Below are 13,439 nucleotides of genomic sequence, written 5' to 3'. Positions count from 1 at the left end.
AAACACATCCAAGTGTTCAAGGCGCATGTCTTGTTGGGCAGATTCTGTCCGTTGCTTTTCCGTAGCCAATACTATCGGCGGTCTTCCGTATACTGGAACCTATGACATCAGGGAACGACAAGGTGGAGCGCGACGAGTCGGGGCCGGCTTGCTTGAGCGGCGATCCGGCTTGCTCGCCTACGGAGCGCATCTTGGAGCCGGAGGTTCGGCACCATCATCGGCGCAGGCGCAAGCTCTTGGAGTTCACTCACTCGTCCACCCGGGCGACCATGCTCATGCTCGTGGCGGCCGTGGCGGCCCTTGTCATCGAGAACACGCCGGTGCTCCCGTACTTCGCCGCATTCTGGCACGATTTCGACCTGGGCTTCTCGCTGGGCAGCTTCGCGCCGCACCTGTCGCTTGAGCACTTCATCAACGACTTCCTCATGGCTATATTCTTCCTGCTGGTGGGTTTGGAGATAAAGTTCGAGCTCACGGCGGGTGAGCTGCGCAACCCGCGCAAGGCGCTGCTACCTATTCTGGGCGCGGCGGGCGGTGCGTTGGTGCCCGCGCTCGTGTATATGGGCGTGAACATGGGCAGCGGTTTCGAGCAGGGCTGGGGCGTTCCCATGGCGAACGATATTGCGTTTTGTCTGGGCATCTTGGCGCTGTTGGGTAGCCGGATCCCGGCGGGACTGCGCTCGTTCTTGTCTACGCTCACCATTGCCGATGACATGATCGCCATCCTGGTGATTGCGGTGTTCTACACGGCCGATCTCGATATCGCTTGGCTGGTGGGCGGTTTGGTGCTGTTTGCTGGCGCGCTTGCTATCAACCGGTTACACGTGTACGACCTGTGGCCGTATGTTCTCATCGGACTGGCCATGTGGGTGTGCTTCCTGCTCTCGGGTGTGCACGCCACCATCGCGGGCGTGTTGCTGGCGCTGGCCATTCCGGCGAAAAAATCGCAGGTGAAGCTCGACCGGGCGCCGGGTTGGTTCGAGGCCCGGGCGCGCAAGGCCGACGAGCGCTACGACCCCGGTGAGCCCGACATCGTGCAGAAGGAATACCTGGGCGAGCTCGACGAGATCGGCCGCGTGTCGCGCATGGCCATTCCGCCCATCACGCGCTTGGACTATCGCCTGCACATCCCCGTGTACTTTTTCATCCTGCCGCTGTTCGCGTTCTCGAACGCCAGCGTGGTGCTGACGGGTATGGACCCCCTCGCCGTCATTGCGAACCCCGTGACCATCGGCGTGTTCTGCGGCCTCTTGTTCGGCAAGCCGCTCGGCATCTTCCTGGCCACCTGGCTCACGGTGAAGCTGCGCTTAAGCGATCTCCCCGCTGGCGTGAGCTGGGGCCATATCGCAGGCGTGTCCGTGCTGGGCGGCGTGGGCTTCACCATGGCCATCTTCGTGACGAACCTGGCATTCGTCGATGCGAGCACCATCGCCATGGCGAAGGCGGCTATTCTGGCTGCTTCGCTCGTGGCCGGCATAGCCGGCTTCCTCGTGCTGCGCCGCGTGACCGACGAGGAAGAGGAAGAAGGGGCTGCCAAGCTAGAAGAGGAAGGCGCCGTCGAGCGGTCATAGGAGAAACAGGGAGCCCGACCGTTTGCGGTTGGGCTCCCTGTTGCGGAGCGTTCGTTTGTTGCGCGTTTACTTGGGGCTGGGCCCCTCTTACGCGATTGCGAGGCGATCGCACGTAGTTGCGAGGGCGTCTACCGCTCGTACACCACTTCGCCGCCCAGAATGGTCTTTGCCACCTTGGTAGTGCGGTAATCCTCCACGTTGCCGGCGATGAAGTCGTTGTCGAACAGGCACATATCGGCGAAGTTGCCCACCTCCACCGAGCCCATCTTGTCGTCGTCGTGGCTGAAGAACGCCGCGTTCTTCGTCCACATGATGAGGGCCTGGATGGGCGTGACCTTCGACTCGTCGCCCTTGGAGAGCGTCTTGCCCGTGGTCTCGTCCAGGCGCGTGACGGCATAGTACATGCCGAGCATCGGGCTGGGGGAGACGACGGGAGAGTCGGAGCTGCCTCCGGCCAGGATGCCGTTCTTGAACATGAGGCCCGGCGACTGGAAGCGCTCGACCTGCTCGGGCCAGAACAGCGGCTCCTCGCCCATCTGGGACACGAGGGTGGGCTGCAGGCACACGCCCACGCCCAGCTCCTTCATGATGGGCCACTGGTCCTCGTAGGGCAGCTGGTAGTGGATCAGGTAGTGGCGCAGCTCCTTCACCGGGCGGATCTTGTTCGCCTCCTGGAAGGCGTGCAGCGCGCGGTCCTCGCTCGCGTCGCCGATGGTGTGGATGCCGAACTGCCAGCCGAGCTCGGTCGCCTTGCACACCAGCGCGTCGATCTCCTCCTGCGTGTAGATGGTGTCGCCGTAGAAGCCGGGGCGCTGGCGGTACTCGCGGCGGCTCATGGCGGCCGTGAACGCGGCCGTGATGCCGTCGAGCGTGACCTTGCAGCCGTTGAGCTTCAGCATCTCGTCGCCGAAGCCCGTGACGCAGTCCATCTCCTCCAGGCGGCGCAGGTTGTCCTCGAAGGAGCCGAACTGCGGGTCCAGGTAGAACATGAGGTTGCCGCGGTAGGTGAGCCTGTTCTGCTTCCTTGCTTCGTTGTACGCGCGCATCTGCTTGTAGTTGAGGTTCGCGTCGATGGCGCTGGTGATGCCGAAGGAGTTCAGGCGCTGCCCTATGAGTTCGAGGCTCTGGAGGTGCTGCTCTTCAGTCAGCGGGGGCTTGGCCGCAAACATTGGCATGAGGGCCGCGTTCTCGTACAGCATGCCGTCGAGCTCGCCGTCGTCGTAGTGGCCGATCTCGGCGCCCTCGGGCTGCGGGGTGTCCTTCGTGTAGCCGCACGCCTCGAGCGCGAGAGAGTTCGCGGCGATGGTGTGCACGGACATGTGCAGCAGGAACACCGGGTTGTTCGGGGCGACCTCGTCGAGCTCGCGGCGCGTGATGACCTCCTGGCTGTCCTCCCAGATGAGCTCGTTCCAGCCGTCGCCCTCGATCCATTCGCCCGCAGGAGTGCTGGCGACCTTCTCCTTCAGGGCGTCGAGGATGGCCTGGCGGCTGGTCACGCCGTTGAAGTCGAGGTTGAGCATCTGCTCGCCGGTCCACTTGCAGTGCATGTGGCACTCGACGAAGCCGGGGGTGAGGATCTTGCCGGAGGCGTCGATGACCTCGGTGTGCTCGCCGATGAACTGCTGGACGTCGGCAGCCGTCCCCACGGCGATGACCTTGCCGTCCTTGGCGGCCACGCCGCCGTCCTCGATGATGGGGAAGTCGGTCTTGCCTTCCTTCACCTCGTCGCACGTGATGGCTACGGTGTAGATCTTCGGATGCTGGATGACCAGGTCGGCCTCGGGATACCAGGTGCTCATGCTTCCTCCTTAAGAAGGTGCCCGCCCCGCAAGGCGGGTGCCTTGGTGTCCGGTAAAAAACGAGCACCCCAGCCAAAGGCCGAGGCGCTCGCGATGCGGTGCTGAACGAACCGGTTCGTGAACGATCGGCGCTAGGCCTCGTAAACCACCTTGCCGCCGAGGACGGTCGTCGTGACCTGGGCGTCGCGGATGTCCGTAGGATCGCTCGAAGCGAAGCAGTCGCGGTCGAGGATGGCGAAGTCGGCGAAGTTGCCCACCTCCACCGAGCCCATCTTGTCGTCGTCGTGGCTGAAGAACGCCGCGTTCTTCGTCCACATGATGAGGGCCTGGATGGGCGTGACCTTCGACTCGTCGCCCTTGGAGAGCGTCTTGCCCGTGGTCTCGTCCAGGCGCGTGACGGCATAGTACATGCCGAGCATCGGGCTGGGGGAGACGACGGGAGAGTCGGAGCTGCCTCCGGCCAGGATGCCGTTCTTGAACATGAGGCCCGGCGACTGGAAGCGCTCGACCTGCTCGGGCCAGAACAGCGGCTCCTCGCCCATCTGGGACACGAGGGTGGGCTGCAGGCACACGCCCACGCCCAGCTCCTTCATGATGGGCCACTGGTCCTCGTAGGGCAGCTGGTAGTGGATCAGGTAGTGGCGCAGCTCCTTCACCGGGCGGATCTTGTTCGCCTCCTGGAAGGCGTGCAGCGCGCGGTCCTCGCTCGCGTCGCCGATGGTGTGGATGCCGAACTGCCAGCCGAGCTCGGTCGCCTTGCACACCAGCGCGTCGATCTCCTCCTGCGTGTAGATGGTGTCGCCGTAGAAGCCGGGGCGCTGGCGGTACTCGCGGCGGCTCATGGCGGCCGTGAACGCGGCCGTGATGCCGTCGAGCGTGACCTTGCAGCCGTTGAGCTTCAGCATCTCGTCGCCGAAGCCCGTGACGCAGTCCATCTCCTCCAGGCGGCGCAGGTTGTCCTCGAAGGAGCCGAACTGCGGGTCCAGGTAGAACATGAGGTTGCCGCGGTAGGTGAGCCTGTTCTGCTTCCTTGCTTCGTTGTACGCGCGCATCTGCTTGTAGTTGAGGTTCGCGTCGATGGCGCTGGTGATGCCGAAGGAGTTCAGGCGCTGCCCTATGAGTTCGAGGCTCTGGAGGTGCTGCTCTTCAGTCAGCGGGGGCTTGGCCGCAAACATTGGCATGAGGGCCGCGTTCTCGTACAGCATGCCGTCGAGCTCGCCGTCGTCGTAGTGGCCGATCTCGGCGCCCTCGGGCTGCGGGGTGTCCTTCGTGTAGCCGCACGCCTCGAGCGCGAGAGAGTTCGCGGCGATGGTGTGCACGGACATGTGCAGCAGGAACACCGGGTTGTTCGGGGCGACCTCGTCGAGCTCGCGGCGCGTGATGACCTCCTGGCTGTCCTCCCAGATGAGCTCGTTCCAGCCGTCGCCCTCGATCCATTCGCCCGCAGGAGTGCTGGCGACCTTCTCCTTCAGGGCGTCGAGGATGGCCTGGCGGCTGGTCACGCCGTTGAAGTCGAGGTTGAGCATCTGCTCGCCGGTCCACTTGCAGTGCATGTGGCACTCGACGAAGCCGGGGGTGAGGATCTTGCCGGAGGCGTCGATGACCTCGGTGTGCTCGCCGATGAACTGCTGGACGTCGGCAGCCGTCCCCACGGCGATGACCTTGCCGTCCTTGGCGGCCACGCCGCCGTCCTCGATGATGGGGAAGTCGGTCTTGCCTTCCTTCACCTCGTCGCACGTGATGGCGACGGTGTAGATCTTCGGATGCTGGATGACCAGGTCTGCCTCGGGATACCAGGTGCTCATAACAGGTTCTCCTTTTCCTTCGATACTATCGCGGAAAAACGGAAGAGCGCCTTACCGGCTCGCGGCAGTTCGGCCGCACCGGTCGGCGTTATCGTGAAACCATGAATCATCCCCGCTGCACAGCATAGAGTAAAACTCGTCCTTCCTGCCACCGGCCGTAAGGACGATATCGCGGGGATGATCGTACTTTCGGCCGATTCCCTTCCGGCGGGGGCGTGGGGTAGGATGGGCCGCAACGTAATCCTTCCTCGGAAAAATCCATAACGTGCTGCAAAGGGCGACAAGGGCGGCCATCTGCCTGCTCGCCAGGGGTTTTGTGGCAATACCAATCGGAAACGAGAGAAGGTGTCATCGTGGAGAACACGATCATCGACGACGATGCGACCATCGTCGCAGACGCACCCGCATCATCGAAAGCACCCGCGACGGCCGTGTCCCGCAAGGAGATACTGCCGGCGTTCTGCATCACCGTCGTAGCTGCCATCGCGCTGTACGCGCTCATGAGCTACGTGCAGCCCCTGCTCATGAACAACAACTTCATCTACGACTTCGGCACCATGATGACCGGCTGCATCGAGGGTTCGCCCCTCTACCGCGTGGCCTGGTTCTTCGCCGACCTGACCGAGGGCTCGTTCATCGCGGCGCTCCCGGCCTCCATCGGCATGATCATCATGGGCTTCGTGGCCGCCGCGCTCGAGCGCAAGAAGTCGGCCCACGCCGGCACCGGCGTGGCGGGCAACGGCCACATCTTCACCACCATGTTCGTGACGACCTGCCTGTCGCTCATCCTGGGCCAGCTGCTCTACGGCGGCCTGTTCGCCAGCGGCTGGATTCCCACGTTCGCCACCGTGCTCACCGTGCAGGTGTTCGTGATCTTCTACGGGTCCGACCTGAAGAAGGTGGCAACGTCGCTCATCCTGGGCACTATCGTCACCTGCCCGGTGTGCTACGCCCTGCTGTACGGCATCGTGTCCCCGCTGGGGCTGCCGCTGTTCATCGCCGTGTCCGCCGGCGTGGCCATCGTGGTGCCGGTGTGCTCGCTCATCTTCCGCCTCATGCCGTGGATGACCATCCCGGCGCCGGCCGAGGGCGCGAACCCCACGGACCAGAACAAGAGCAAGTTTTTCGTGCACCAGATCTTTGGCGACATCGGCCAGCTGACCATCTGGGGCAGCTCGTGGGCCACGATCGGCATGTACGTGGGCGGCATCATCTCGTGGGTCATGAACCCGCTGCATCCTGCGTACGGCTCCGGCAACTTCCCGCTGCTCATCATGGTGCAGGTGGTCACAGGTGCCCTGGCCATCCTTATCTGGTACCCCAAGTGGAAGAAGACGGGCATGGCCTTCACGTTCGCGGGCATCGTGTTCGCGTCCGCCGTCGTGAGCACCTACCCGCCCAGCTGGGCCATCGTCATCCCCACCATCCTCATCGGCGCCGTGGTGTTCGCGCCGCTGGTCGAGTGGGTGCTGAAGGTGTTCCGCTTCAAGGGAACCTACCATCCCATCTGTCTGATCCAGGTTGCTATCTTCACGGTATGCACCGCATGGTCGTTCGCCGTCATGTACCTGATCATGCCGATGCTGGCTTAACTACCCGGTCGCAGCGCGCACCGACAGGCGCGCTCGACATCTTATTCCTCGAGCCCCTCGCCGCATTCAGTCCCCGCGGCGGGGGGCTTTTGCGCTGAGCGGTTAAGGCGCGGCGGGGGAGGACGTCCGAAGATACACCTTCTGCGAAAAGGCTTTAGCTAGGGTGCTTCGGCTGCCGAGGAGCGCTCTTCGGCCCTTCGTTCCTTTGGAGGGGGTGGCTGACTTCTTGACGAGGACCTTCGACTCCGCGCCTTCTGCGTTCTGCTTGGTGCGGCGCTGAACAGAGGCTAGCGTGCCGCGTCGTGCAGTAGGGCGACGAGCGCCGTGCGGTTGGGCACGTGGGCTTTGGCGAAGATGTTCTGGATGTGGGATTTGACGGTGGAGAGGCTAATGCAAAGCCGGAGAGCGATCTGGTCGTTCGTGAAGCCCTCGGCTATGAGCATTGCAACGTCGCGCTCGCGCGACGTGAGGGCGGAGAGCAGCGCGTGCTGCGAAAAGGCAGGTTGGCTCACGTTGGACTCCCCGTGGCTTTGCAGCGGGGTGACGCGGACGGTGAATGCGCAGGCGTCGAAGGGGTCGTCCTCGACCTGCATGCGGAAGCAGAGTCCTTGGGCGTTCGTGAAATCCAGGTAGCGTTCGGAGCCTTGGGCGGGTGTTCGGGCGGTCATGGCGAACAACGCCTCCCTTCATTTTGACGCTCCCCTTCCGGGAGCGACCCGGAAGGGGAGCAGGGGGTGATACTTGGTTTCCGCTTTCTCGCGAAACTTCAGTAGTTTGTCGCGCTCGTGCCCGTCCCCCTGTTTCACCTCCTTGCGGTATTCCTTCCTCGGAAATGCCGGGCAAGGCGCACGTGCTGGATAAAATAATGAGGTTTTGGCTTGACCGGCGCCATCCTCCGCCAGAGGTGGTTTACGCTTCCCGAGCATCTCACCCCATAAGTATTAGATGCTTTTCCAGCGGGTTTAGGTATACTCGCCGGTAACGAGAGCGGGGGCTATGCGGCCGGTTTGACGTGGGGCTGCGCGTTCGCTCGCGAAGTCGATGGGTATCGGGGGGAACCATATGGAGGCTGAGGGCGCCCGCTTCGGCGGCATGCGCAAAGTTGTCCACGACGTACGGGAGCAGCCGACTCTTTTTGTGGGTTTCACCGCTTACAAGACGTTCGCCGTTCTGCTGTTCCTGGACGGCTTCTTCTTTCCCGGTACGTTCCAGGTGGCCGGCTTCGAGCTCTCCACCATCGTGCCGTTTCTGTTCATCTGCGCGGGCGTATGCCTGTTTTTCGCTTTCCGTTTCAGGAAGATCAAGGTCTTCGACAAAGATGCGTACCTCTGGTTCCTCGTGGGAAGCATGGTGCTGGGCGTGTTCTTCCTCTTCATGGAGACGCATGCGGGCATCGCGGACGACGCGTTCCGCTTCGCGACGCTGACGCTGGGCATGGCGCTGCTGGCCGTGGGAACCATGGGCATCCATATTGAGCTGGGGCGCATCTTCGGCATGCTGGGAATGACGCCCACGCTGACGTTCGGCATTGCCTCGGCACTTGCCACGGGAGTGCTGTCGCTGGGCATCACGCTGCTCGACCCGCTTTTGCGGTGGATCGTGGCCTTTGTGCTGCCGGTCTTCATCGTGCTGCTGTTCTACTGCGCGAAGGGCAGGGCGTTCCCCGATCAGAAGGTGCTCTACCGCGAGTCTGCGAACGATCTGTTCATTCCGTACCGCTTCATGGCCACGTCCGTCACGCAGGGATTGGCGCTGGGCATACCGCTGGGCTTCTTGAGCTTCTCGGGCTTTCTCTCGCAGATGCTCGACTCTGTCGGGTACTTCTTCGCGGCGTCGCTCGCCTTGCTGGCGGTGCTGGTGCTGCAGATGGACTTCAACCGTTCCATCTACCAGATAGGGTTTCCGCTTGCGGGGGCGGGTTTGCTGGCGGTGGGCGTGCTGGGGCCGACGTCGGTTATGGCAGGCGTGCTGCAGGTGACGGGCTTCCTGTACCTCGACCTGGTGCTATGGGGTTTGGGATCGTATCTCATCAAAAATTGCGACCAGCCGGCCACCTGGGTTGCCTCTTGTCCCAGCACGGCGCTCATGACGGGGCGCGCGCTGGGCATCGTGGTGGGCAGCGTGGCCCTGCAGGTGCTGGCGGGCTCCGAGCAAGTCGTGGTGTTCTTCTGCGCTCTGGCCTTCTTGGTGCTGATGATGGCGTTGCTGCTGACGAACAATGCGAACATGCGCACAGGTTGGGGGTTCGTGCGTCCCGGCGATCCCGACGAGCCCACGGACAGCTATCGCACCTGCGAGGTGGTCGCGCAGGACTTCGGGCTGACGCAGCGCGAATTGGAGATCATGTACAGCCTGATAGAGGGAAAGTCGCGCAAGGAGATAGCCGAGGATCTGTACATCACCTCGAACACCATCAAGACGCACCTGCACAACCTGTACGGCAAGCTCGACATCCACTCCGAGAGCGATTTGAAGGCGTTTGTGGCGAAACGCGAGCGAATGTTCTCCACCGAAGAGGATGCCGTGCCCCTGCCGCCCGAGCAGGTATGAGGGCGGGTGCGGCAACGCTCGACAGGTGAGCGTCCTACGCCTTGGCAGAGAGGCCGGCGGGCTCGGGCAGCTCGGCCGTGCAGTGGGGGCAGCGCGTGGCGCCCTCGGCCACCTCCTCGAGGCAGTACGGGCAGTGCGGGGCCCTCTCCTCCTCGGCTTGCTTGCCGTGCTTCGCCAGCGAGCGGGCTTTGTTCAGGGCCTTCACCATAAGGAACACCACGAACGCGATGATGACGAACTGAATGACGGCGTTGATGAAGCTTCCATAGGCGATGGCTGAGTCGCCCGCTCCCAGCGGCAGGTACAGCTTCAAGTTCGAGAAGTTCACGCCGCCGGTGAACGCGCCCACGATCGGCATGATGAGGTCGCTCACGGCCGAGTTGACGATGGCGGTGAACGCCGCGCCGATGACCACGGCCACGGCCAGGTCCATCACGTTGCCCTGATTGATGAAATCCTTGAATTCTTGGAGAAACTTCTTCATAGAGGCCCTTTCGCCGAGGATCATGACGGTTCGTCACAGTATAGAGCCCGCCTGGCGCGCACGCAGGACGTTCACGGAATCGTTGACGGGCGTACATCGCCTACCCCTTGCGACTGCGTGCGGGAACCCGGCGCGCGGACGGGTATACTATGGGGCTGTGCGATCTTGCGCGTGTTGCTGCTCCTAGACGATCGGAGGACCTCGTGAACATAATGAAGACCACGGCGTTGAAGACGGCGCTCGGCTGCGAGCCGGCGCGGTAAGGAGCGTCATGACCAAGATCCACTCGCATACCCTTCCGATCGAGGCTGATATCGTCGATGCGTTCTGCCTGATGCAGAAAGGGTTCACCGACCAGTTCGTGTACTACGACAAGCAGCGGGCGTGCCGTTATATGGGGCTCGGGCGCTGCATTGCGCTGCCGACGCTCGACGAGGCCGAGAGCGAGCTGGAGGGGCCGGTGGAACAGCCGCCCGTGTACTTCTCGTTCAACCGCTTCGATGCGGAGAATCCGGCTCCTGCCGACGAGCTGTTCGAGGCGTTCCCGCGGCTGAAGTTCATGCTGCCGGAGATCGTGCTTATTGAGAACGAGCGGGGCACGCTTCTGCAGGTGAACTCGCTGGGACCGGTGTACGCGGGGCGCATCGAGCGGTTCGCGCGCCAGGCGCTGGCCGCGCCGCCGCGCCGTCGCATGACGGTGCCGTACCGGCTGGAGCCCGACTCACGCGAGGCGTGGCGCGCGGCCGTGGGCGCCGGTTTGGCGGCCATCGAGGCGGGGCGCGTGGACAAGGTGGTGCTGTCGAGGCGGCAGCGCCTGGTGGCCGAGCGGCCGTTCTCGTCGAAGGACCTGCTGGTGAACCTGATAGACGGGCCGGCGCGCGGCACGGTGCTCCTGTACCGCTACGCCGACGTGTTCTTCTGCGGGTGCACGCCCGAGCTGCTGGTGCGCAAGCGCGGCGCCGAGCTGGAGAGCATGTGCCTGGCGGGCACCTGCCCGGCCGGCGGCTCCGAGGATGAGCGCGCACGGCTGGCCGCCGAGCTCATGGACGACCCGAAGAACCGCGCCGAGCACGACTACGTGGTGCGGTTCATCCGCGAGGTGTTCCGGCGCACGTGCTACGGCGTTGACGTGCCTGCCGAGCCGGGCATCCTGCCGCTCACGCACGTACAGCACCTGTGCACGCCGGCGCGGGCGCGCCTTTTGGAGGGCGTGGACCTGTGGTCGATGATGGAGGACCTGCATCCCACGCCGGCCGTGGCCGGCACGCCGGTGGGCGAGGCGAAGATGCTGCTGCGCGAGGTGGAGACGTACAACCGCGGCTTCTTCGCGGGCGCGTGCGGCTACGTGGACGGCGCCGGCGACGGCGAGTTCTCGGTGGCGCTGCGCACCGGCGTGTTCGACGGCGAGATCGGCTGGGTGTACGCGGGCTGCGGCATCGTGGAGGGCAGCGTGGCCGACGACGAGTACGACGAGATAGGCATGAAGCTGAAGACGGTGCTCTCGGCGTTCGACGGGGGCGAGGCGCGATGACGGCCGACCCGCGTGCGACGGCGCTGTTCCTGGGCGCGTTCTTCGACGAGCTGGCTCGCTGGGGCGTGCGTGACGTGGTGGTGAGCCCCGGGTCGCGCTCCACGCCGCTGTCCATGACGGCGTTCGAGTTGTCGCGGCGCGCGCCGGAGCGGATGCGCCTGTTCGTGGACGTGGACGAGCGCGGCGCGGCCTTCTTCGCGCTCGGGCTGGCGAAGGCGAGCGGGCGTCCGGCGGCGCTCGTGTGCACGTCGGGCTCGGCGGTGGCGAACTACTATCCGGCGGTCATGGAGGCGGAGTCGTCGCGCGTGCCGCTCGTGGTGCTCACGGGCGACCGGCCGCCGAGGCTGCAGGGCCTCGGCGCGCCGCAGACATGCGACCAGCTGAACGCCTATGGCAACCACGTGCGGGCGTTCCGGCAGATGCCGCTTCCCTCGGGCGACGATGCGGCGCTCGCGTTCGCCCGCCAGGCCGCGCGCGAGGCGGTCATCGCGGCGGGCGAGGGGTGCTTCGGCGGGCCCGTGCACTTGAACTTCCCGTTCGACGAGCCGCTCAAGCCCGATTTCGGCGTGGAGGGGCTGTTCGAATCGGCGCAGCGCGCGAATGTTTCACGTGAAACATCTGTTCCTGTTGCGAGACAGCTCGCGCTCGGCGACGCCGAGCATCTGGCCGCGCTGTTCGCGGGAAAACGTGCGCTCGTGTACGCGGGCGAGGGTACCTGCACAGGCGAGCTCGAAGCCGGCAAGGTGCTCAGCTGGGCGCGAGCTTTCCGCTTGCCATTGCTCGCGGATCCGTTGTCCGGTCTGCGGTCTTCGGACGACCCCCTAGTCATCGACAACTACGACTCCGTGCTCGGCCCGGGCGGTACGGTTCCCGATGGCCTTGCGCCCGAGGTGGTCGTGCGGTTCGGGCGCTATCCGGTGTCGAAGAAGGCGACGCAGCTGGTTGCCGCGGCGCGTCCGGTGCAGATCGTGGTCGACCCGCTGGAGACGCGCGACTGCAACGCGGCCACCGACGTGTTCGTGCGCTGCAGGCCATCGGAGCTGGCGGGGTCGCTCGGGTTCGCGTACGACGTGCAGACGATCGATTGCGATCCCGACGACGCGCAGCGGGCCTTCGCGCGCGCGTGGATCGACGCGAACGACGCCGCGCGCAAGCGCATCGCTTCGGTGGACGATGCGGAGGCCGGCTTCGAGGGCGCGTTCGTCCGGCGGGTCGTGGAGCTTGCGCCGGAGGGATCGTGCCTGTTCGCAGCCAACTCCATGAGCGTGCGGGCGCTCGACACGTTCTACCTGAAAAGTGCCAAGCGCCTCGCCATCCTGTGCAACCGGGGCCTCAACGGCATTGACGGCACGGTGTCCACGGCGCTGGGCGCGGCGCAGCACTTCGCCCAGACCACGCTGGTCACGGGCGATCTCACCCTGCTGCACGACCTGAACGCCCTTGCGCTGCAGCGCGAGCTGCGCTTGCAGCGGGAGGCAGCGGCGTGCGTCTCCGCCTCGCTCGACGCGGCGTCCAGCGAGGCGGCCAGCGCCGTAACGCCCGGCCATGCGACCGATGCGGCATTCGACAACGTCGCGCCCGGCGCGGTTCCGAGCATCGTCATCGTGCTGCTGAACAACAACGGCGGCGGCATCTTCGATATGCTGCCCCAGAAATCGGAGGACCCGTATTTCGAGCGGCTGTTCCTCACCCCGCAGGACGTGGATTTCCGGGCGGCTGCGCAGGCGTTCGGCGTGCCGTACCGCCGCGCCGACACCGTGCCGGCGTTCGACGAAGCCTACCGCGCGCTGCTCGGCACCCCCGGCATCTCGCTCGTCGAGGTTCGCGTGCCGCTTTCGGGGTTGAAGGATCGCTATGCCCCGTACTGGTAGAAGGCACGGCGACGCTTTCCAAGTGAGTGGCGCTATAAATAACCAAAAGAGTCATGGACAAAATGCAAGGCTATGGCAAGGGTCGTTTGGACAGCGCGAGCGAGGCCGAAGAAAGCAAGCATCTGACCTTGCGTATTGCTTGGCTGCCAAGTCTCCAACGTCGAGGTCTCGCTTGTGCGGCCCGATTTTCGACCATAGCCTTGAATTCTGTCCACTATCTTCTGTCCGTATCGGCA

The 13,439-nt window shown here is 64.5% G+C and carries 9 protein-coding genes; 5 read left to right on the top strand and 4 right to left on the bottom strand.

The window, feature by feature from the left end; translation table 11 throughout:
* The first annotated feature begins 101 nt into the window (after window positions 1-101).
* Entirely contained in the window at window positions 102-1,571 is a 1,470-nt protein-coding gene (gene nhaA / locus LB310_RS02935; RefSeq protein WP_301154401.1) for a Na+/H+ antiporter NhaA, read from the top strand.
* Window positions 1,572-1,699: 128 nt separating this feature from the next.
* Here nhaA and LB310_RS02930 read toward each other — a convergent pair whose 3' ends face one another.
* Window positions 1,700-3,370 (bottom strand): amidohydrolase, encoded by a 1,671-nt coding sequence (locus tag LB310_RS02930; RefSeq protein WP_301154398.1) that lies wholly within the window; start codon window positions 3,368-3,370, stop codon window positions 1,700-1,702.
* A 131-nt stretch (window positions 3,371-3,501) separates the two neighbouring features.
* Complete coding sequence (locus LB310_RS02925) at window positions 3,502-5,175, bottom strand: amidohydrolase (protein WP_301154397.1); 1,674 nt, start codon at window positions 5,173-5,175, stop codon at window positions 3,502-3,504.
* Window positions 5,176-5,528: 353 nt separating this feature from the next.
* Here LB310_RS02925 and LB310_RS02920 point away from each other — a divergent pair, with 353 nt between their 5' ends.
* Window positions 5,529-6,767 (top strand): hypothetical protein, encoded by a 1,239-nt coding sequence (locus tag LB310_RS02920; RefSeq protein WP_041239612.1) that lies wholly within the window; start codon window positions 5,529-5,531, stop codon window positions 6,765-6,767.
* Window positions 6,768-7,054: 287 nt separating this feature from the next.
* Here the strand turns inward: LB310_RS02920 and LB310_RS02915 are convergent, their stop codons facing one another.
* Window positions 7,055-7,435: a helix-turn-helix transcriptional regulator gene (locus LB310_RS02915; protein ID WP_278716918.1), complete on the bottom strand. Its 381-nt coding sequence runs from the start codon at window positions 7,433-7,435 to the stop codon at window positions 7,055-7,057.
* Between the two features lie 469 nt (window positions 7,436-7,904).
* On the opposite strand from LB310_RS02915, the gene LB310_RS02910 reads away from it, so the two are divergent.
* A complete protein-coding gene (locus LB310_RS02910; protein ID WP_301154394.1) occupies window positions 7,905-9,317 on the top strand; it encodes a helix-turn-helix transcriptional regulator in 1,413 nt (470 codons plus the stop codon).
* A 34-nt stretch (window positions 9,318-9,351) separates the two neighbouring features.
* Here LB310_RS02910 and mscL read toward each other — a convergent pair whose 3' ends face one another.
* Entirely contained in the window at window positions 9,352-9,801 is a 450-nt protein-coding gene (mscL, locus tag LB310_RS02905) for a large conductance mechanosensitive channel protein MscL (RefSeq protein WP_278716915.1), read from the bottom strand.
* Window positions 9,802-10,072: 271 nt separating this feature from the next.
* On the opposite strand from mscL, the gene LB310_RS02900 reads away from it, so the two are divergent.
* Window positions 10,073-11,332, top strand: coding sequence for an isochorismate synthase MenF (locus tag LB310_RS02900; RefSeq protein ID WP_157005414.1), 1,260 nt, complete (start codon window positions 10,073-10,075; stop codon window positions 11,330-11,332).
* Complete coding sequence (gene menD / locus LB310_RS02895; RefSeq protein WP_301154387.1) at window positions 11,329-13,203, top strand: 2-succinyl-5-enolpyruvyl-6-hydroxy-3-cyclohexene-1-carboxylic-acid synthase; 1,875 nt, start codon at window positions 11,329-11,331, stop codon at window positions 13,201-13,203. The genes LB310_RS02900 and menD overlap by 4 nt, the downstream gene beginning before the upstream one ends.
* The last annotated feature ends 236 nt before the right edge of the window (window positions 13,204-13,439 follow it).

This window comes from Gordonibacter sp. RACS_AR49, from assembly GCF_030418435.1.
In the GTDB taxonomy this organism is placed as follows: domain Bacteria; phylum Actinomycetota; class Coriobacteriia; order Coriobacteriales; family Eggerthellaceae; genus Gordonibacter; species Gordonibacter urolithinfaciens.
This window is presented reverse-complemented; position numbering and strand designations above follow the sequence as displayed.